This window comes from Paraburkholderia sp. JPY465 (assembly GCF_050436725.1).
Taxonomy (GTDB): domain Bacteria; phylum Pseudomonadota; class Gammaproteobacteria; order Burkholderiales; family Burkholderiaceae; genus Paraburkholderia; species Paraburkholderia youngii.
This window is the reverse complement of sequence record NZ_JBNDMT010000001.1, coordinates 119,540-139,840: the sequence shown is the minus strand read 5'-3', so window position 1 is coordinate 139,840 and position 20,301 is coordinate 119,540. Positions and strand designations below refer to the sequence as shown.

The window sequence follows — 20,301 nt, the reverse complement described above, 5'->3', positions numbered from 1 at the left end:
CAACCCCTCTTTTTCTTCATTCGAGGGGTGTAAGGTAACGTCCTGCCAGACCGCGCCAGCGTCATGCTCCGCGTGTCTCTAGGTGGGGGATTTTAGGTGCCCACAGGTGGGGGAATTTGCCCGCCCATCGGGGGATGTTGTGGGTCGCAGAAGTAGACGGCAATGTCCGTGGCAACAGTAAAGCGTTTGTGGCTGGCCATCTCAGTGCCGCGATCCCAGGTTAGCGATTTGTAGAGTTCCTGGGGCAATTTGCAGGCATGTTTGATGAGCGCATCGGCAACCACCTCGCTGTCCTTGCTGGCAATCTTCACCAGCATCACATAGCGTGTCTGGCGCTCGACGAGCGTCGCAATCTGGCTGCTCCCGCTGCCGCAAAGCAGATCACCCTCCCAATGTCCCGGCACTGCGCGGTCCTCGATCGTGGCTGGACGTTCGCTGATCGACACCGTGTCGCGGATCCTGCCGTGGTCGCCCGTCTTCTGCGTGTAATGGCGGGAACGCCGCATGACCCGGGTACGCCGCAAATGTTCGAGCAATTCCTTCTTCAAGACACCACGGGCCTGGATGAAGAGACTGCGGTAGATGGTCTCGTGTGACACGTGGTAATCCTCGTTGTCCGGGTACGCGCGCCTGAGCCATCCCGCGATCTGCTCGGGCGACCACTCCAGTTGAAGTTTGTCTGCCACGATGCGTGCCAACATCCGGTGTTCGACCAGCTTACAGACTTTGGGCCGCTGCGCCCGATCCCAGGCAAGCTGATCGGCGTGACTTGCCCGATAGCCATCCTGCCCACTGTTGCGTTTGATCTCGCGGCAGATGGTAGAGGGAGCCCGCGCAAGCCGACTGGCGATTGACTGGATCGAATCGCCAGCAACAAGCGCGCTCGATATCTCTTCCCGCTCGGCTAATGTTAGCGCCAGCCGCGAACGATGTCGCTTTGCCGGCGGGATTCCACCGGCTTCGCCGATGATCCGCTGCACGGACGAGTGGTGGCGATCGAAGAGCTGGGCGATATGCTCGAGAGACTCACCCTTTCGCCAGCGCTCCCACATCAGCGCTTTCTGCTTCTCGCTGTAGTAAATCCGGTGTCGCTGTTTCATTTGCAACACTCCCGCCGCTCATGCAGCGTTCATTGTGTTACATCGACCGGTTGAATCCGCCGAGTGATTGCGGACGCAAGCTTGATCTTCCAACATCGCACGCGCTAGGCGGGCAGAAACTATCGCTTACGGAAATAGTGGTTGTGCCAACATCAGTTGCGGGCCTTGCTGGTGAGCGCGCCGCAGGACATCCGCGAGCGTCTTCTGAAGACAAAGACTGCCGAATGCGTTGCTAGCTGCGCACGGCTGCGCTCGTTGGGTGATACGCCTATGTTGCAGACTCTGGCAACCACGTTGCGCTTGCTGGCAAAGCGCTACCTCGCGCTCGCGGAAGAGCTCAAGACGCTCGACGCGATGCTCGAACGCCTGACCCTCAAGCATGCCAGACGGCTTCGAGAACGATTCGGCGTTGGGCCTCAAACGGCGACTGTGCTTGTTGCCGTTGCAGGCGACAATCCGGAACGCTTGAAAAGCGATGCTGCACTCGCCGCGCTTTGTGGCACGAGCCCATTGCAAGCATCCTCTGGCAAAACGGTCCGGCATCGCCTGAACCGTGGAGGCGACCGTGCTGCAAACAACGCCCTGTGGACCATCGCCATGGTGCGCATGCGCAGTGATCCGAGAACCCGGGCGTACGTCGAGCGACGAACCAAGGAAGGCATGTCGAACAAGGAAATTCACCGCTGCCTGAAGCGCTATATCGTCAGGGAGTTGTACCCGCTCATTCTGGCTGACTTGGCCGATTCGGCCCGCGCTTCTTGACATAGGAGCGTCAACGCGCCGACGGAGAGCTTCTTCAACAGCCTGAAAAATGAACGGGTTCATGCAGCGCGCTATCGCACGCATCGCGAAGCCGCAGCGGACTTGTTCGAATACATCGAAGTGTTTTACAACCGCAGTCGTCGTCATTCGTCGCTCGGCTTTGTGTCGCCGGCCCAGTTCATGCGAGACTGGCTCGTGGCTCAGCAGGCAACGGATGTAGCATAACCCCGAGCCTCTGGAAGGCGAAAAACAGAGGGAAGGTCATCGAAGAGCGGCAGCAGCTTGATGACCCAGCGGTACACCGTCGAATGATCCACCGCGATACCACGCTCGTCCATCATTTCCGCAAGATTGCGCAAACTCAGCGAATAGGCCACGTACCATCGCACGCACAGCAAAATCACTTCAAGCGGGTAGTGAAGGCGCTTCAGGACCTTGGCCAAGCCCGGCGCGAGTGTGGTTCGCGGTGTCTTCGTCTTCTTCATCGCACAGCTCAAAAATTCGCTACCCAATTTTAACGCGGGCCTTACTGCAACAGAACCACCTTCATCGTGCAACAAAACCACCTTCATCGCTTCATTTTACTGCCACATCTCCAGCAACCTGCCAGTGCGCGGATCAGACGTGCTGCCCACCATTAATGTGAATCTCGGCACCGTTAATGTAGGATGAAGCCGGTTCCGAAAGGAAGTAGATTGTTTCAGCGACTTCTCGCGGGTCGCCAAGGCGGTGGAGCGGAATAGACTTACGAACGATCTCTTCCGTGCCCGGCGACAGGATCGACGTATCGATTTCACCGGGTGCGATCGCGTTCACACGTACGCCATGCGCTCCGAATTCATGCGCCATCTCTCGCGTCAACGCTGCAAGCGCAGCTTTCGACGCGGCGTAAGCCGTGCCGACGAATGGATGGACATTCACACCGGCGATGGATGTTACATTCACGATGACACCCTTCGCCTCGACCAGCTCAGGAAAAAGCGACCGTGCAAGCAGCGCGCTCGAGACGAGATTGACGTTGAGCACCGTCGTCCACGTGTGGATATCAGTTGTGAGCACGCCGAGTCGCGAGTGGTTCTCCCCCTTCGGAGAAATACCTGCATTGTTGACCAGTGCATGCAGTTTCCCATCGGGAAGCCGGTTTCTCGCTTCTTCTGCGACCTTTTCGATGGAATCGAGATCAGCTAGGTCGGCCTTGATGTGGGATCCCCTCGCAGCTGGCCATTTGCATTCCTCAGAAAATGGCTGGCGCGATACCGTAAGCACCCTCCAATTCCGCTCCTGAAATAGTTTCACCGTGGCGTGACCAATGCCCCGGCTCGCGCCGGTAAGCAGCATGCAACGGGTCGAATTATGCATGTTTTTTACCCAAGTGGTTGCGGGTTTCGGGGGGCTTTCTCCAGTTGTCCATTGAAGGGGCAAATGATGCACGAAGGCCCCGCATGGCAAGACGCGCCCCGCGAAGTAATGGCTCGAGGGGTTCTGTCGCGCTAAGGCCCGGGGATATTGCTTACAATCTTGATATGCGATTCAGCAGCGCCGATGTCACATCTGCGGGAAGATGTCGTCAAGTGTCCCCCATAGCCAACCGCGAGCACCCTGCCCAGGCGATCATGAGCGCGCGGACGCACGACCGATCAGTCCGATGTCCGGATCCGAATTTCTTCCAGAGAGTCGAATAGCAATTGTTGCGCTTCTTCCTTCGATTCGACGCCAAGCATCACTGCACCGAACGAGCCGTCATTGTGAAACATCAGTATGTGCGCCTTGGCCGTTTTGCCCTTTTTAAAGCGATCCACAAGCTTTCTGTAACCCGTCAGTGCCGATCCCGACGAAAACAACGTCTCATCCGGGCGCCAGTTGTCGATATGTCCACCCCACCAGTATGTGTCGGCGTGACCAATAAGCGCGACGACCACACGACGATTCGCCGGCACCAGCCCAGCATGTAGAATCGCCTCTTCCAATGGGAGCGTTACCCGCATTGCTTTCATCCGGCTAGAAAAGTTTATAGGGCCGAGGGCTCCGATCGCTGCGACCGATGCGGGCAACCGACCACCAATGACACCGTTGATGATGTCGTCATATCTTGCCGCCGATGCAAGGCAACCCGAAGCATTGCACAACAATGCGAATTGTCGTCATTGAGGGGCTTTGTCCGGATGGGTACAAGTTCCCGTGCCATGGACGCGACTATGCATTTTTGACGCAAACCGGTTTGCCGAAGGCATTCCACCGGTTCAGCAGGTTGGCGATGATTACGCCTTCGCCTTCCTGCGACGCAAGCTCCTGCGTCAGCAGGCGCTCGCCGATGCAGCGTTTGATGCGCGAGATCTGTGCCTCGACCAGCGAGCGCACACCGTAGCCGTATTTCTTCTGAAATGCATAGATGCCTTTGTCCTCGATGTATCCGACGATCTGGTCATGCCGGCGGGTTCGCTGCTCGCCGTGTACGACAGCGTGAGCTGGCGGTGGGATGACGGGCGTCACGCCCGCGCCTGAAAGCGCTTCGGTACGCTCGATGCTGTAGTACGCGCCATCGGCAATCACCCGGTCCATCGGCACATCAGCGGGCAGCACGGCGTCCATTCCTTCGCGGTCCGATACTGCTGTAGTGGTGATGCGGATCGCGTGTACGTTCATGTCAGCGTCGATCGACAGATGCATCTTGCGCCACGGCGTGCGCGCGGCATTCTGACCGTACTTTTCCTCGTACCACTGGCTCGCCCGCCCAAAGCTCAATCCCGTGTTGTCGACGATGAGACTGATCGCCCCGCCGCGCGCGAGACGTCGGCCAGCTGTTCGCAACGCTGCGTGACGCTCACCTCCAGTGAAGCGAACCGTTCGCCCAGCTGACTCGCGCTGGGCACCGGGATGTCCAGCCCGCGAGTCTCCCAGTAGTCCTTCATATAGCCGCTGATCTGCCGCATCCCCCAACCGAACAGCCGGTAGAAGGTAAAGATCGGCTCGATGTACGCCGTGGTGTAGGTCGGCTCACGCCCCGACACGCCCGGCGTACGGCTCTTTGCGTTGATAAGCTGCGCCTTCAGATCGCCGCCCGGCACATACAGGCTGATCATGCCGCGCTTTCTCCGGCTCTGGTTATATGCCCGCGCGTTCGTCACCCGGTACCCCGGCTTCTTGCGCTTGCGCGCTTCACCCGTCTTTAGTCTGGCTTTATATGGCATTATTCAATGCTGGCTTCATGATGTTGCGCTTTTACACAACCCGAAGCATCTTTGCAATACCCCCATCCGGACAAAGCCATTCCGAAGTACGCGGTTGCCAGCTGTGAGCGGGCTCACAGCACTATCTCGACCAAAGCTATAATTACGGTCGTTCACTGCTTCACCTTCGAATGGTTGCGGGTTTCGGGGAGCGGGGGAATGATCGTCTGTTGAACGTGCCAATGATGCATGAAGGGCCCTGCATGGCAAGATGCGTACGGCGAAGTGAGGGCCCGAAGGCCGAAGTGTTGCCCAGCGCGTTGGTCTTGACGTCCTGGTTGAGCAGTTCGTCCGGGTTCAGTTCGGGGCAGTAGCCAGGCAGCCGGATCAGTCGCAGACGCGTGGCGTTCTCGGCGACGAACTTCCTGACGGTAGCGGACCGATGCACCGGATGCCCGTCAACGATCAGATAGATCTTGCGTGTGGCCTGCCTGATCAGCCGCTTCATGAATTCGATGAAAGTTGCATTCTTGAACGTGCCTTCAAAGACCATGAAACTCAATTCGCCGCGGTTGGTGATCGCCGAGATCATGTTGCAACCGAAGCGCTTGCCGGTCGCGCGGACCACCGGCGTTTCGCCCTTCAAGGCGAAGCTGGTTCCGCTGATGTGGTCGCTTCGCAATCCCATTTCGTCGCCCCAGTAGATTGTCGCGCCTTCCTGCTTCGCTTCCTTCGCAATCGTTGGGTAATCCTCGTTCAGCCAGCGCTCGATCGCTTCGCCCTTTCTTTCGTAGGCCCGTCGCACCGGCTTCTGCGCACTCATACCCCACGCCTTCAGGCATCGACCCGCCGTCCACTTCGACACCGTGATGCCGTACTGCCTTTCGATCAGTTGCGCGACCGATTCGCGGGTCCACAGGTAGAACGGCATCGACAGTTGATCCGGCATCCGCTCGATGATCAGCTTGCGGATTTTTACGGCTTGCCGATGAGTCAGGTGGCCGCTTCCCGGTCGACGGCCCCGCTTGCCCGACCTCAGCGCCCGCAGCCCGCCTTCCCGCGCCGTCTTCATCCACCGGCTTATCGCGCGCAAACTCACACGGTACGTTCGAGCGGCCTCGACTTGCGTCATCCCGTCGCGCACCGCCTGCACCACCATCTTTCTCAGGTGCACCTGCGTCGTCTGGTCCAGTTTTCGAGCATCGGTTTTCGGGTTCATACCCATACAACGTATCACGCCTTATTTGGTGCACCTGTCAGTAACGTGGGCCTTACTGCAACAGAACCTGACAATGTGCCCTCAGGCTTGCCTTTGCAGCATCGTCACCGGATCGACTCTTGCGGCGGTTGCCGCTGGATAAGCGCCGGCAGCAAGGCCGCACAAGAGTGCCAATCCAACTGAATAGGCCGGCGACGCGAAGTCCAGTGTCACGTCGATCCCAGCGATGGTTAGTGCCAAGTAGGCGCCGGCGGTACCCAGCGTCAGGCCAAGCGCCGCCCCGAACAGGCAAATCAGCAGGCTTTCCATCAGGAACTGCATGACCACGTCATTGACTCGTGCGCCCAATGCCATCCGAAGGCCGATTTCTTCCTTCCGCTCCGAGATCGAGGCCAGCATGACGTTCACGATGCCTAGGGAGCCGACCAGTAGCGTCACACCGCCCAGTACGGCCAAAAAGCGGGTGTAGAGCAAAGTCTGCCGTTGTCGCAGTTCACTGACCTGTCGCGCACCGCTCGCTTCGACTGTCTGAGGAAACGCGCCGCGAAGTCGAGCGGAGAGTGTAGCAGGCATGTCCGGAGCAGTCGTCCCGGCGCGGACGCGGGTCAATAGGAGCGATGCCGATGGAGATGCTGGTCCCGCCAGGCGATGCAACGACGGATAGGAGATGAATACACTGTGGTCGATTTTGAGCGACTGTAAAAGACTGTCACCGAAATATGACGTCAGCACACCGGCCAGGAAGAACGTCTTTCCGCAAAGGTTCAGTGGGCCGCCCAGTTGCACGCTGAACGATGTCCTACGTAATTCGACCGCGATGTCCGCCCCGAGTACGATCCAAGGCTGACCGGCGTCGACCGGGCTCAGGAAGCGTCCCTGCTGCAAACGAAGCGACAGAGCGCTGGGCAGATCAGGATTGGCAGCTACAATGTCAGGGCTGCCGAGCGCTGTTGCTGGCCCATCGCCGCAGCCATATCGTCGTTCCAACCGCACAACGGATTGTACTTCCGGCATAAGCCGCAACAGCACTTCGGCAGATGCCGTAGCTGCATTCAACCGAGCGCTCTCGGATTCACTCAACGGGCGGCCGTTGCGATCAGATTGCTCCGCACTCGCCGGCAGCATGGCGATCGTCACAACGTCAGCGCCCAGTCGATCGAGCGCTTTCGTGGCTTGAGTCGTCACACTGTTGCCGATGATCAGCATCGATGCCACGGCCGCGATGCCAATGGCGACGCCGACCACCGCCAGCACCACGCGGCGGCGGCTAGTCTTTACGCTTTGCCACGCGAAGCCCAACGCGCACTTCAATTCGCGCCGCAGGCACTCCATCCACTCATTCATCGTCGTGATCACTTCCCACATCAATGCTTGAATGCGCAATGGTGGAGTTCGCGGAACCTTTCAGGCTGCCGGCAACTTTCGACCTGCACGGGGTAGACCCGTCCATCGCGCGTTTCTACCCGGCGCGGCAATTGCCTCGCAATATGCATATCGTGTGTTATCACCACGAGGGCTGCTCCATTCGCTGCCGCCATTTTTCGCAATAGATCGAGGATCTTGGCGCCCGTCGCCGAATCCAGCGCGCCGGTAGGCTCATCAGCCAGCAGTAGCCGCGGCTGCCCGACGATGGCACGTGCAATCGCGACGCGCTGACGTTCGCCTCCAGACATTTCTGATGGCCGATGCAACAGGCGATGCGTTAGTCCAACTGCCGCCAACGCTTCTTGAGCGGCTTCCTGCGAAGCACGGCGCGACAGTCCCCGATAAAGCATTGGCAACTGCACGTTTTGTTGCGAATTCAAGTGTGGAAGTAAGTGAAACTGCTGGAAGATGAAGCCGATTTCCTGGTTGCGAAGGCGGGACTTCTCCTGAGCCGACATGGTGTTCGTATCCCGCCCGCCCAATCGATACTGGCCGGAGGTGGGCGTGTCCAAAAGGCCGATCAGGTTCATCATTGTCGACTTGCCGGAGCCGGAGGGCCCGACTATGGCAAGCATTTCGGCGTGGCGCAGTTGCAGATTTACATCTCGCACTGCGTCGACAGGCTGCCCAGCCACGTTGAACGACCGCGTAATGCGGCACAGATCAATCAATGGGGCCGTGCGCTGCTCCTCAGCGTGGGCGTTATGCATCTATGCTTCCCGACAACAACCGGTTCAGTGCGCCTGAGTTGTCGGATCCGCCAGTAGCCGGCAGTGCGGCAGGAACCCAAACCTCGTCTCCTGCCGATAAGCCCGATTTGACCTCGACGCTGTCCACCAGAGTCCGTTTGACTGCGATCTCCCTGATGCTGCTTTGGCCGGATGCGGAATGGCGCACGCGCACGACGGGCCGGTTCAATGTATTCCAACCTACCGCGGTCAAAGGAATTCGTAGCGTCGGCGGGCCAGGTGACGGGGTTATGGTTACGTTGACGCTGCTACCGACATGCAATAACCGCTCGGAACCAGTAGGAGGTTTGAGCAAAATCCGCACTTCGAACTCGGCCATCCCGCGGTTGTCTTGTCCATGATCATCGGCCGGTCGAGCTTGAGACGACACATGTTGCACCAATCCAGCGAACTCCGGATGGGCGCTGGTCGCCAGCACGATATGTGCGGCCTGCCCCGGTTCAACTTGACTGGCATCTCCTTCATCGACCCATGTCTTGATAACAAATGCCGATGTGTCTCCCACAGTAGCGATGACATCTTTCGGGGTAACGACAGTGCCAGACTTCAATATCTTGGGAGGAACTGTGTCGCTACCTTCAGTCGTCGGATAGAGCACCACTCCCGCGATGGGCGACAGCATGGTAGTCGCCTTCAGGCTTGCACGCAGTTCTTCCAAGTGGGCCTGTCGATTCTCAAGGTCCAGCTCAAGAACGCGCAGTGCCGCGCCCGAACGTTTGAGTTCAAGGGTGGCAATCTCGTCGCGTGCACCGTCGACCTGACTCACACTCGTATCGATTTCCTGCTTGCTGGCATCTACCTCGGTGCGCGCGATGATGCCTTTATCGAAGAGCATTTGAGCCTCCACGCCGCGGTGTCGTGCGTGGGCCAGCGTACTTTGCGCAGCCAGAAGCCGGCGCGCCGCAGCGCGATATTCGGTACTCGATTCAAGTTGCCGCGCGACGATTAGCGCCTGTTTGGCCTGGATGGCGGCGATCTCGGCCTCGCGCAGTTGGCGCATGAGTTCGCTATCGCTTACTTGTGCAATTCTTTGCCCGGTTGTCACTCTATCGCCGAATTGCACGTACTTCGCTCGCAGCACACCTTCACTCGGCGCAACGATATCGACCGAATTGACGGGGCTCAACACACCTTGAATGAGTAGCGGCTGCGCCCCTTGTTCCGTGACAGCTTTGATCCAATGCCCACTTTCTGGTGAAGATGGATGTTTCACAAGGGCCAGCCAGCTTGCAGCTAAGCCGATTAAAATCGCCGCCACCAAAGGAAGTGTAGTTCGCTTTCTAGAAAATAAATATCGCATCATCACCTCATGCACCCAGACAGATCAAGACGCAAGGGACGCGTCTTGGAAAATCGCTTGCATGTGCCACTGTTCCAGAATGTTTCCGCTGACACGTTGCAATTCGAGCTCCGCCACGAAAATGGCGAAGCGTGCCTGATACGCTTGAAACTGCGCCTGGTTGAGTGCATCTTGCGCTAGCGATAGGTCGGTCGCGCTGCTCCGGCCCGCGCGCGTCTTTTCGACCTCACTATCCAACCGCCGTTGAGCCAATTGCGCCGTGCGCTGTGCCATCTGGTACTGCAGAACGGCGGAATTGATGTTACGCACGGCATCGCTAACCTCCGCGCGGGCCACCCGTTCCAAATCCGCTCGTTCTATTTCGGCTTTCCGCAAACCGGTTCGCGCAGCACTCAAGGTCAGACGGCTTTCTGACTTTTCGAGCGGAATGGTGTAAGTCAAACCCACCGAGACATTGACTTGCCGGCTTCTTGATCCCGTGAAGCTTTCGGTCGCGCGATCGAGTCGAGCATACAAGTCGAGCTGATTGCGTGTGCCGTCGTTTGCGGCGACCACGTCGAACTCATTTGCTTTGACGGTTCCTACCGCAATTGCAAGATCAGCTCGTTTCGCCAAGGCATCTTGAACCGCTTTATCTTCGTTCGGGGCTTCCTGCGGCAAGTAAGACGTAAACGAATCGGTCAGCGTCACGTTCGTACGGTCGGGGTCGACTTCGTCCCGGCCAATGACGCGCATCAACTGTCGGCGTGCGACAAGCTCGGCCTGCTCCGACTGCATTAAACCCAGTTGGGCTTGTGCCAGGTCGGCATCGCTTTGCAGAAGCGCGATGGCTGCGATACGTCCTGCGGCCAGTAGTGCCTCATTGATCGATCTGGATTCAGCCGCGCGTGTGAGCGCAGCCTGAGCAAGCGAGACGTTTTGCATGGCCTGCTCCAGTCCAAAATAGGCCTGCAAACATAGAAATACGACGTTCCGTTGCGTCTGAAGCATGCTTTCGCGGACCATGTCCAGCGCAAGATCGGCCTGGTGCTCATTGAGCAAGATTACGTTGCTGTCCGAGCCGCGTAAAAGGGGCTGCGTAATCGAAAGCGACATAACGCGGCCGTTCACGTTCGAATTGCCTGCCGAGCCTAGGCCTGTCGCAGGGAAAGACTGGCGCGACTCGGACACGGCCAACTGCGTGCCGGATCTCAATTTCCAAGTGGAACCTAGGGTGGCATAGTTCCCGTTACCAAACACCGTGTCGCTGTCAATGGCAGAAGCCCTGTCTCGCTCCAATCCACCGGAAAAAGTGGGCTGCGGCAAGAATTCGTGCCTAGCTTGCCTCGATTGTGCTTCTTGTTGCTGCAGTTCGAGCTCGGCGGTGCGAATGACGGCAGTATGCATCAGCGCGCGCTCCAACGCTTCGTGAATACCCAGCCGCAATATCAGCGATTGCCCGCCCGCGATAACTCCAGATGACGCTTCTGGCGGCGCATTGAATCCATTCGGCAGGGTGCCGGCCCCAGCAGGCGTCCAGACCGGAAGGACGACGAGCAGAGCGGCGTAAAAGCGCAGGAGACGCACGACCATTCGATGCGGCGTCGTTTCGAAAATCAGGCATAGAGACGACATGACCTTTGTACTTTCAATCTCAGGCGATGCGGACGGACTGGGGGCGGGCGAGCGCCACCATGCGATTGAGTACACCCGCACGGATCGACACCTCAGTGGCCTGCGCACTGGTTGCTCGCGCCCACAGACTGGCGCCCGTGAGAACCTTGAGCCGGTACATCAAGGTCTCGACCAGCGAGCGCACACCGTAGCCGTATTTCTTCTGAAATGCATAGATGCCTTTGTCCTCGATGTATCCGACGATCTGGTCATGCCGGCGGGTTCGCTGCTCGCCGTGTACGACAGCGTGAGCTGGCGGTGGGATGACGGGCGTCACGCCCGCGCCTGAAAGCGCTTCGGTACGCTCGATGCTGTAGTACGCGCCATCGGCAATCACCCGATCCATCGGCACATCAGCGGGCAGCACGGCGTCCATTCCTTCGCGGTCCGATACTGCTGTAGTGGTGATGCGGATCGCGTGTACGTTCATGTCAGCGTCGATCGACAGATGCATCTTGCGCCACGGCGTGCGCGCGGCCTTCTGGGCGTACTTTTCCTCGTACCACTGGCTCGCCCGCCCAAAGCTCAATCCCGTGCTGTCGACGATGAGACTGATCGTCCCGCCGCGCCAGCTGTTCGCAACGCTGCGTGACGCTCACCTCCAGTGAAGCGAACCGTTCGCCCAGCTGACTGGCGCTGGGCACCGGGATGTCCAGCCCGCGAGTCTCCCAGTAGTCCTCCATATAGCCAGTGATCTGCCGCATCCCCCAGCCGGCAGAAGGTAAAGATCAGCTCGATGTACGCCGTGGTGTAGGTCGGCTCACGCCCCGACACGCCCGGCGTACGGATCTTTGCGTTGATAAGCTGCGCCTTCAGATCGCCGCCCGGCACATACAGGCTGATCATGCCGCGCTTTCTCGGGTCTGTCAATTTGGCAGACTGCGTCGATGACAATTCATAACGCACAGGGGCTCAGAAGGGTACTGTCGCAATAAGGAAGCTGACCGGCGAGAGCGCCGAAATATAGAGGACTTCTCATGCAAAGAGCGAGTAAAATTGCCGACAGGCCAAACTCCCGCGCAGCAATTCTATTCACTGACTGGATAAGGAATCCATACCCTATCGGACTTGGCCGACCTCTCGCTCTTACTGCGACAGAACCTCGCAAAACCCTCAATCAGTCGGTTGCTTAACTCCTCAGTCCGCCCATTGCAGCCCAGTTGAGCTCCCCACCACTAGCTACGCCATCGATGGTTCCTCGTGCGTGCGTTTCGATCTGTCGAAAGACGTCTGGGTTTTGCATCATGAATTTCGCGGCCTTTGATACATCTGGCGGCACGTTACCGTCGGTGTTTTCTGCGAGCCAATATAAACCGCCAACGTCCATTCGCTCCCAGCCGTTATTCCCCATATAAGAACTGAGCGTGCCTGCCGCGTGCTCCGAGGTCATCTTTTCTTCTCCTGATGCTGCAGCCTTACCACCGCCCGAGCCTTCTCCTGATGCTGCGCCTATGTCATCCAACAATCGCAGTATGTCTGCCGCAATCCGGTCCTGACTGGCATTGACACTCCCGGAGTCCGACTGTGTGTAGGGATCAGTAAACGTCAACTGAGCGTTTTCTCGGGGATTGGTCTCGATAGTCGCCATTGTTTTTTCTCTCTCAACTGGTTGTGGTTTCCGGGAGATTTCAGCGGATATCCGTTGAAGGTACCAATGATGCATGAAGGGCCCTGCATGGAAAGATGCGCAGGGCGAAGTGATGGTCCGAGGGGCGAAGTGCTCGAGATGGTGTCGGCACGCGTGGCCGCGGCGCAATGCGCCGGTGACGTGGCTTTGTTCAAGAGGGCCGCTTGCGCGGCGGCCGTGGGTCGGGTAGAAAGAGTCCGGTGATCTATCCGACGAGCGAGCTTTCATGCCTTACAAGGCAAGACTGAAGACGGGCGAACCGCGCAAACGAGCGAAGCCGGGCTATGCGGTAACAAACGCGCACGAGTACAACGAAAGCCTGAAGCGGCGCGGGCAACTCAGCCTGTATTGTCCCGACGGAGACCTGAAGGCGCTGTTCATCAACGACACGCCCTACCAGAAGGGCGTGTCGGGTCAGTCTCGGACGTACAGCGATGCGTACCTCGAACTGAGTTAAAGTCAAATCTGGTGGCGTGGTTCAAAAAGCGCGATTTTTGCGTTACACAGACGAGCGGAAGCAGCCTGCGTAAGAAAGCAGGAATAATAAGGATTGCGGTTCAAATGGAGGCCGGCGACGACCTGCCGATATCAGGTTCGCTGAGGCTGGAGTGGGCCGAATCCGAGCAGCGTCAGCCAGTGATCGTGAGGCTTGCGGCTCATCAGTTCCCTCGGGCTCTTTCCAGTTCGCTCAGGGCATCGGCTGCGGGCAAAGCGGCGATGGTTGAAGACAAACTGCAGCAGACCAAGCCAGGCCCGCCCGCCCTTCAGATGACGCCGGTTGGTCAGGTAGACGCGCAGTCGCGAGTTGAGATTTTCGACCAGCGAGCTGCTGCGTGGGTGTGCTATGCAGCGCCCCGGATACGGCGGCGTAGACGCCGTGAAACGGGCGGCCGATGCGGGCTAGCAGGCGATTCCACCCTTGCCAGAACGCACTCGACGTTTCGGACTTGCGATGCAGCATGCAGACCTCGCGCACGAGATGGCGCGCCACGTTGTGCGTTCGTGCAATGGCGTCGAGTTTTGTGTCGAGCAGGCCCGCGAAAGCGAGCAGGCCGTCGCGCTGGTTCTGAAGGGCACGCCGGTATGCCCCTGTACGTGACAGGTCCCGTGCTTCACGTTGCTGCAGTTCGGCAACCACGAAATCGAACAGCCGTTGACGCGTCGCGAGGTCCGGCCCAGCCAGTGACAGGATGTCACGTTCGAGCCACTGAACCAGGGTGCGCAGGTCGGCAGCCAGCTCGTGCGCATGGGCTTCATTGCGCCGAAGCGTTTCCAGCGCGGCTTCGAGGAGGCTATCCTCACCACGTCGACGGGGATTGGCCAGACGCGCTTCGAGCTGCTCGCGCCCGGTGCGAGCGCCACTGGCGACACGATGCCAGAGCGTCGCTAGTGATTTACCCTGCTGGATGATGTGGAATACGTCGCCGTGACACGGCGTATCGGGCCAGGCCATTTTTTGCCCGGCACGCAGACCGGTTCCCGCATCGGCGATCGTGTGCTCAGGATCGAGGCCCTGTGCCTGCAGATCCAGCAGATGGATGGCCCAGGTGTCGCCGTCGCGATGGGCTTCGGGGGCGAGCAGATAGCAATAGGTCGAGGCGACATCGATACCGGCGAGCACGGGTTGGGAACCCTGAAAGAGTTCGTCGTGCAGACCGACCCGGATGGGTGAGAGATCGATACCGGCGTTGATGGCGATGGCCTGCTTTGCGGCCCGCTGAAGAACGGTGTGAATCGTGCCCAGGCTGGTCGAGACGCCGAGCAGGTCGTGCATGAGTTCAAGGGTACTGCGAAACGAAACGTGGCCCACCATCGTGAGCGCCACGATGACCTGATCGAGCCATTGGCGGGTGACCGGCAGCATGAAAAGCACCTGATCTGCGTCGGCTGCCCGCGTGGTATCAAAGGCTTCATCCAGCGCTACACTGGCCGTGCCGATCTGTCGGTAGACCGTCGGGCGGCTCACGCCGTTACGCTCAGCCAGCACACTGATGGGTTCGGTGCGCGTGAGGGCCTGAAGTGCAATCGCTTTGCGTTTGTCGTCGCTCAGTCTGCCGACGCCAGATCGGGTGTTTTGAGTCATGGATGCCGCAGAGGAAAAATGGGGGCACCATTATCGACTGGCACTCAAGGTGCCTCCCAATGTGTAACGCAGCTTTGAACCTCGCCCCGTCTGGTAACGATCCATAAGTAAAAGTTGTTCGTCGTAGGCTAGGTCCACTACAAATTACGTATCATTCACTACGACAGAATCAACGGCGCCTAGACGCCATCGTTTTACGACCGCACCGATCGGCTTTTTGCTACCCCTAGCCAAAATTCGCCGTGAAACAAATGTCGGAACAGCGGGGAAGCATTGACGGACGGGGCTTCCAAGCAATTGAAAACAGTTTCGCAATGTTTCACGAAGGTACCGTATCTGCCGCCGCTATGGTTCGGGGACCCGGCTATTAGATGGGGGTCGCTGTTGGTTCCGTAACAGAAACCGGTACGGTGTTAACGGTGGCAGTTTAACTTGGCCTAAATAAAGCCGTCGGTCTCAGTCCAAGCCTTAGACCCTGCGCGACGGACCTACGCCGCAACTCTATCGCTGGGGGCAGGCTCAGGAGAAGCGTTTATCCTGCCAAACAGCACCTCGAGCACCGTTAATGACGAGCAGTGTGAACGTTTCGCCGTTAAGGAGCCAAACCGTTTTCGGCATAAAGGCGCTAGGGACTTTTCGGCGTTTAGGCGCCAGTAGATTTTCGCCGTAAAGGCGCCACTGGCGTCTGAGTCCGGCGCTCGAACTTCGCCAACCGCTACCCTCCGGGCACGCATTTGCTCCGGGAGGGTGGCTTGAAGAGGAAGTTCGAGATGTACCAATATCGACAGGTTCTGGTGCGAATGCGCCAGGGTGACTCCGACCAGGTCGAGCGTTACGCCTCGCCTGCCAAGCTCGCGATGCACGAGCGGCCAGTTGGGCAGCGGGCGTGTCCGGCTCAACGACGGCGGCGGCGGAAACATCAGCGCCTCAAGCGCCGCGTCATCCAGCGACATCGCCTTCCCGAAGTCCAGTTGCGCACGCCGCGCACGGTCCAGGTAGTCCCAGACCGTCGCGCTCGACGCGCCGATCGTCGTCGCGATCTCGCGCTGGCTGCGTTCACACACGAAGCGCAGGCGAAGCACTTCCCTGATTTGACGCATGGATAACCTTTTATTCGACATTCGGCCGCCCGACAAAATCGTCGAGCGTGCCATGGTTATCCGCGTCGCCGTCTCCCCAGCTTACTGCTCGGTTACGCGTGGAATTCGCGCTCGGGCAGCCGTGGAATCCTTGCTCGGTTTGCCGTGGAATCGGCGCTCGCTTTGCTGTGGAATCCGTGCTCGGTTTGCCGTGGAATCAGCGTTCGGTTTGGCGTGGAATACGCACCGACGTGCCGCGCCTGGGGCCGAAGGGAGCGCAGCGGATCACCGACTGGCTGGCCCTGCACGCCAGTTCCCTGCAGGCGATCCTCTCGCCGCTCGCTGCCCGCCGGGCATCCGGCGCTGACGCGCCCGACAGTGACGGCGGACATCGCGCCGCTCGAGGCCTTCGCCGTGCCGCCCGGACTGGACGGCAGCGCCGGCAGCAACCGCGCGCCGTTTCCGGCCGAAGGATCGGAATTCCGCTCGGACATCGAGGCGATCCACGCCTGGATACGCGTGCGGGGCGTGAACAGCGAACACACCGCAAGGGCCTACCGGCGCGAGGCGGAGCGGCTGCTGCTGTGGGCCGTCGTCGCAAGGGGCAAGGCGTTTTCGTCGCTCAGCGTCAGCGACGTCGACACGTACCTGAACGGTTTTCTGGCCGACCCGCAGCCGGCGGGGCGCTGGATCGGGCGCGCGAAGGCCGAGCGGTTCGACCCGGCGTGGCGCCCGTTCACCGGGCCGCTGCCAGTATCGAGCCGCGAGACCGCCCGGAAAGTCCTCTCCGCCCTGTGCGCCTGGCTCGTGAAGGTGCGCTACCTGCTGGCCAATCCGTTCGACGCCCTGCCGCGCCTGCAGGTCGCGCGCCCCGAGGTGGACACGCACGGCCGTACGCTCACGCACGCGCAGCAGCGCGACGCCTTCGCCCTGCTCTTCGCCTACGCCACGGGCCTGCGCCGTGCCGAACTGGCCCGCGCGACGCTCGCCGCGCTCGACCGCAAGGGCCGACGGCACGCTCGACGATGCGTGGACGCTCAAGGTCAGGGGAAAGGGCGGGAAGGTCCGGTACGTGCCGATGCCAGCGAGGCTGATGGACGCGCTGCGCGCCCTGCTGCAGCTGACGCCCGGCGGTCCGCTGACGCTCGACTCCGCCCCGCGCGAACTGCCGCTGCTGGCAAGCACGACCACCGGCCGGCCGATGACGGCTGACGGCATCGGGCTGCTGTTCAGGCGGATCTTTGCGCGGGCCGCGTCGCAGCTCGAACGGCGTTGTCCCGGTGCGGCAGCGGACCTGAAGCGGGCCAGCACGCACTGGCTGCGCCACACGCACGCGAACCACGCGCTCGATGCGGGCAGCGACCTGCGCGACGTCAAGGACCAGCTGGGCCATGCCAGCCTCGGTACAACGACGCTCTATACCAAGGGTGATGCGGCACGCCGCTACCAGTCGGTCGAGCGGTTTTTTGATGGCGCGCTTGCAGAAGCGGAAAAGTAGCTTTTTCGCCTGCAAAATGTGGTGCATGCATCGTGTCAGATGCCGCTCCACGCACACTTCCGCCACAGATACCTAAAGTAAACCTTCAAGTTTACGAGTTTACCGGCTATTATTCGCCGAAATCGCATTTCATCGAAGTTGGATGTTTTTCGCGTTTTTCGATGACAAACACCATAAGCAGGTAACTCATGGCTATCAAGGAACTATCGCCGCCTCGCAAGGCCATTGGCATCGACCAGCTGATCGCCATCGCTGATCGGGCCGAAGCAACGCTCGCGCAGCTGAGGGACGATCTCCTTGAGCCATGGCCGCGGAAGATGGCGCCAACGCTGACCGCGTCGCGGTTGGCAAAGTTATGCAAGCTAGAGCGTACGCAGATCCAGTACCTCTGTACGCGGGGCAACAAGGGGGGAGAATACCCCACCGGGAGTCTCACCGGCAACGGTCGGAACCGCGAGTTCACTCTTGCCGAAGCGCAACAGTTCGTACGGCTGGCAGGCCCATACAAGGGACGGCCGGACGGCGCGAAGGGCATTGCGATCGCGGTTGGCAACTTCAAAGGTGGCGTTGGGAAGACGACCAGTAGCGTCGCAATCGCCCAAGGATTGACGCTCCACGGGCACAAGGTTCTCCTCATCGACCTCGATCCGCAGGCATCGACGACCACTCTCATGGGATACGTTCCGACACCGGAAGTTACCGAAGAGATGACTGTCATGCCCTTGGTCTACGAAGAGCAGCCGGACCTGTCTTACGCAATCATCCCGAGCTACTGGGACAATCTCGACCTAATCCCCGCCTGCCCTGCCCTTTTCGGCGCCGACTTCTACCTGCCAAACCGCCAATCGAAGGACCCAGATTATCAGTTCTGGCAGGTCTTGGAACGCGCCATGGGACCGATCCGTGAAAAATACGACGTAATCGTAATCGACACGCCTCCAAGTCTCGCCTACTTGGCGACGAGTTGCTTTATGTCCAGCGATGGCCTGATCGTCCCCCTGCCGCCAGAGACGCTCGACTACGCGTCAAGTGCCTCATTTTTTAGGCAGTTCGCCGACCTCTTTAAAACGCTGGCCGACGATAGGGATGTAGCTAAGGAATTCGCCTTCATCAGCATCTTTTTGTCGAAGGTGAAACCGCGCGTGGGATCGACGGATGTTGTTAGGTCGTGGATCCAGCAAACGTATCCGGAACTGCTGGGGAGGGCCGAAATATTGGACACCGATCTGGTTAAGAACGCCGCCACCGAATTCAAAACGATCTACGACCTTCGTACATACGACGGAAGTGCGCAGACTTACAACCGCGCGATCGACTCTTTTGACGCGATGGTCGACGAAATCGAAGGGCATCTGCAAAGCGCGTGGACGATGCAGATGGCGAAGGAGAAGGTCGATGTCGAATAAGCTCAAAGACCGTCTGATGGCGCGAACGGCCGGTGTCGCGGAGCGAGCCGAATCTGCCGCAGCTTCGCGACCGCCAGACGGCCAGGCTCGAACAGCGACGATGCCGGCGCAACTAAGTGCATTCCGCCTCGAAGCCCGCGAGTATCAGAAACGGATCCAAGAGCTTCAGGAACAACTGGAAGAGGCCAAGCGCAGCGGTGGTGCGATGAAAGTGCCACTTGCTGACCTTCACGAAATAGAGGGCCGACGCCGGTACAAGACGCCGGAAGCGTATGTTGAACTGCGTGAGAACCTTCGTCACAACGCGCTCATTCACCCAGTCGTTATCCGCCCGCGCCTTGAAGGTGGCTTCGAGCTTGTCTCGGGGCACTGGCGAACTGACGCCTACCGAGAGCTCGGACGGACCGAGATCGAGTGCGTGCTAGGCGATTCGACCGAGGACGAAGCATCGGTTGGTGCCTTTTACGCAAACCTGCTGCAGTCCGATCTGACGGATTATGAAAAGTATCTCGGCTTTAGAGATATTCAGCAGCGCTTTCCCGGTATTACGCAGGCAAAGATGGCGGAGCAAGCCGGAGTCGGTGAATCGGTCGTTTCGGCGCTCATGGCATTTGTCGATTTGCCGCCAGATGTACTTGCGTTGCTCAATGAGCGTCCAGCGTTATTAGGTGCGAACTCGGGGTACGCCTTGGCTCGGCTCACGCGGGCGGGTAAATCTGAGCGAGTCGTTGCTGCAGTAGCGAAACTAGCTGCGAAGGAATTGGACGAGTCGCAGGCTGTGAAATTCGCCAGCGCGGATCCAGCGAAGGAAAAGACGAAGCCGCCCGCAGCAAGCTTCAAAATCAAGTCAGGAAGATCCACCTACTGTGACGTGCGTCAAGCCAAGAACATCGTTCGGATCGAATTCCAGACGGAAACCGAGGCACATGCGGTGCAAATCGCTTTGAAGGAAGTGCTGGAGGCCCGTGCGGCGCAAGCGCTCCAGTCTGCGCAAATCGAGGATGTCGAAAAATAAGTCCTTAAAAATCAAGGGCTTTGTATTACGAACTTCGATTATGACCTTACGAGGTAACTTCTAAGATGACGAAATAATCATACAGAAAGACAAAAGCCCTCGGCGGCAACCGAAGGCTTTTGAATTTGGGCTTGCTGTCGCGCACCCGCTGCACTTTCCCGACGTCAATCGGGCAAGAGCCAGACACTTCGAAGTGTAGCGGAAGACGATCGGCAGTC

General features: G+C 59.2%; 18 protein-coding genes and 4 pseudogenes. 7 read left to right on the top strand and 15 right to left on the bottom strand.

Annotated elements, in window-relative coordinates:
- Window positions 1-131 precede the first annotated feature (131 nt).
- A pseudogene (locus QFZ94_RS00710) lies at window positions 132-1,100 on the bottom strand (IS30 family transposase); the annotation flags it as partial.
- A 150-nt stretch (window positions 1,101-1,250) separates the two neighbouring features.
- Between QFZ94_RS00710 and QFZ94_RS00705 the strand changes: the two are divergent.
- Both QFZ94_RS00705 and QFZ94_RS00700 read left to right on the top strand, forming a co-directional pair.
- Window positions 1,251-1,862, top strand: a pseudogene (locus tag QFZ94_RS00705) (transposase); the annotation flags it as partial.
- Window positions 1,863-1,874: 12 nt separating this feature from the next.
- Window positions 1,875-2,087 (top strand): annotated as a pseudogene (locus QFZ94_RS00700) (IS3 family transposase); the annotation flags it as partial.
- Window positions 2,088-2,125: 38 nt separating this feature from the next.
- On the opposite strand, the pseudogene QFZ94_RS00695 reads toward QFZ94_RS00700, so the two are convergent.
- The 12 genes and pseudogenes from QFZ94_RS00695 to QFZ94_RS00640 all read right to left on the bottom strand — a co-directional run.
- A pseudogene (locus QFZ94_RS00695) lies at window positions 2,126-2,347 on the bottom strand (IS6 family transposase); the annotation flags it as partial.
- Between the two features lie 133 nt (window positions 2,348-2,480).
- Window positions 2,481-3,200, bottom strand: coding sequence for an SDR family NAD(P)-dependent oxidoreductase (locus QFZ94_RS00690; RefSeq protein ID WP_429455254.1), 720 nt, complete (start codon window positions 3,198-3,200; stop codon window positions 2,481-2,483).
- A 299-nt stretch (window positions 3,201-3,499) separates the two neighbouring features.
- Entirely contained in the window at window positions 3,500-3,988 is a 489-nt protein-coding gene (locus QFZ94_RS00685) for a hypothetical protein (protein ID WP_429455252.1), read from the bottom strand.
- A 67-nt stretch (window positions 3,989-4,055) separates the two neighbouring features.
- On the bottom strand, window positions 4,056-4,670 hold the full coding sequence (locus QFZ94_RS00680) for a transposase (RefSeq protein ID WP_429455250.1): 615 nt from the start codon (window positions 4,668-4,670) through the stop codon (window positions 4,056-4,058).
- Complete coding sequence (locus QFZ94_RS00675; RefSeq protein WP_429455248.1) at window positions 4,601-5,050, bottom strand: transposase; 450 nt, start codon at window positions 5,048-5,050, stop codon at window positions 4,601-4,603. The genes QFZ94_RS00680 and QFZ94_RS00675 overlap by 70 nt, the downstream gene beginning before the upstream one ends.
- A 160-nt stretch (window positions 5,051-5,210) precedes the next feature.
- Window positions 5,211-6,248 (bottom strand): IS630 family transposase, encoded by a 1,038-nt coding sequence (locus tag QFZ94_RS00670; protein ID WP_429455247.1) that lies wholly within the window; start codon window positions 6,246-6,248, stop codon window positions 5,211-5,213.
- Window positions 6,249-6,329: 81 nt separating this feature from the next.
- Entirely contained in the window at window positions 6,330-7,631 is a 1,302-nt protein-coding gene (locus QFZ94_RS00665) for an ABC transporter permease (RefSeq protein ID WP_429455245.1), read from the bottom strand.
- Window positions 7,613-8,383, bottom strand: coding sequence for an ABC transporter ATP-binding protein (locus tag QFZ94_RS00660; protein ID WP_429455243.1), 771 nt, complete (start codon window positions 8,381-8,383; stop codon window positions 7,613-7,615). Before QFZ94_RS00660 ends, QFZ94_RS00665 begins: the two co-directional genes overlap by 19 nt.
- The gene (locus QFZ94_RS00655) at window positions 8,376-9,680 is read right to left on the bottom strand and encodes an efflux RND transporter periplasmic adaptor subunit (protein WP_429455432.1); all 1,305 of its coding nucleotides are present in this window, start codon (window positions 9,678-9,680) and stop codon (window positions 8,376-8,378) included. Before QFZ94_RS00655 ends, QFZ94_RS00660 begins: the two co-directional genes overlap by 8 nt.
- Window positions 9,681-9,746: 66 nt before the next feature.
- Complete coding sequence (locus tag QFZ94_RS00650) at window positions 9,747-11,294, bottom strand: TolC family protein (protein ID WP_429455242.1); 1,548 nt, start codon at window positions 11,292-11,294, stop codon at window positions 9,747-9,749.
- Between the two features lie 61 nt (window positions 11,295-11,355).
- Window positions 11,356-11,922, bottom strand: a complete 567-nt coding sequence (locus QFZ94_RS00645; RefSeq protein WP_429455431.1) for a transposase — start codon at window positions 11,920-11,922, stop codon at window positions 11,356-11,358.
- A 582-nt stretch (window positions 11,923-12,504) separates the two neighbouring features.
- The gene (locus tag QFZ94_RS00640; protein ID WP_429455240.1) at window positions 12,505-12,963 is read right to left on the bottom strand and encodes a hypothetical protein; all 459 of its coding nucleotides are present in this window, start codon (window positions 12,961-12,963) and stop codon (window positions 12,505-12,507) included.
- Window positions 12,964-13,228: 265 nt separating this feature from the next.
- Between QFZ94_RS00640 and QFZ94_RS00635 the strand changes: the two genes are divergently transcribed.
- Window positions 13,229-13,459, top strand: a complete 231-nt coding sequence (locus QFZ94_RS00635; protein ID WP_429455238.1) for a hypothetical protein — start codon at window positions 13,229-13,231, stop codon at window positions 13,457-13,459.
- A gap of 231 nt (window positions 13,460-13,690) precedes the next feature.
- On the opposite strand, the gene QFZ94_RS00630 is transcribed toward QFZ94_RS00635, so the two are convergent.
- The gene (locus QFZ94_RS00630; RefSeq protein ID WP_429455237.1) at window positions 13,691-15,085 is read right to left on the bottom strand and encodes a hypothetical protein; all 1,395 of its coding nucleotides are present in this window, start codon (window positions 15,083-15,085) and stop codon (window positions 13,691-13,693) included.
- A gap of 488 nt (window positions 15,086-15,573) precedes the next feature.
- The gene (locus tag QFZ94_RS00625; protein WP_429455236.1) at window positions 15,574-16,239 is read right to left on the bottom strand and encodes a sigma factor-like helix-turn-helix DNA-binding protein; all 666 of its coding nucleotides are present in this window, start codon (window positions 16,237-16,239) and stop codon (window positions 15,574-15,576) included.
- Between the two features lie 303 nt (window positions 16,240-16,542).
- Here QFZ94_RS00625 and QFZ94_RS00620 point away from each other — a divergent pair, with 303 nt between their 5' ends.
- The 4 genes from QFZ94_RS00620 to QFZ94_RS00605 all read left to right on the top strand — a co-directional run bounded on the left by QFZ94_RS00620 (window position 16,543) and on the right by QFZ94_RS00605 (window position 20,083).
- A complete protein-coding gene (locus QFZ94_RS00620; protein WP_429455235.1) occupies window positions 16,543-17,376 on the top strand; it encodes a hypothetical protein in 834 nt (277 codons plus the stop codon).
- Window positions 17,258-17,662, top strand: a complete 405-nt coding sequence (locus QFZ94_RS00615) for a tyrosine-type recombinase/integrase (protein WP_429455233.1) — start codon at window positions 17,258-17,260, stop codon at window positions 17,660-17,662. The genes QFZ94_RS00620 and QFZ94_RS00615 overlap by 119 nt, the downstream gene beginning before the upstream one ends.
- A 188-nt stretch (window positions 17,663-17,850) precedes the next feature.
- Window positions 17,851-19,068 carry a ParA family protein gene (locus QFZ94_RS00610; RefSeq protein WP_429455232.1) on the top strand — a complete coding sequence of 406 codons (1,218 nt, stop codon included), beginning with the start codon at window positions 17,851-17,853 and terminating at the stop codon, window positions 19,066-19,068.
- The gene (locus tag QFZ94_RS00605) at window positions 19,058-20,083 is read left to right on the top strand and encodes a ParB/RepB/Spo0J family partition protein (RefSeq protein ID WP_429455231.1); all 1,026 of its coding nucleotides are present in this window, start codon (window positions 19,058-19,060) and stop codon (window positions 20,081-20,083) included. Before QFZ94_RS00610 ends, QFZ94_RS00605 begins: the two co-directional genes overlap by 11 nt.
- The last annotated feature ends 218 nt before the right edge of the window (window positions 20,084-20,301 follow it).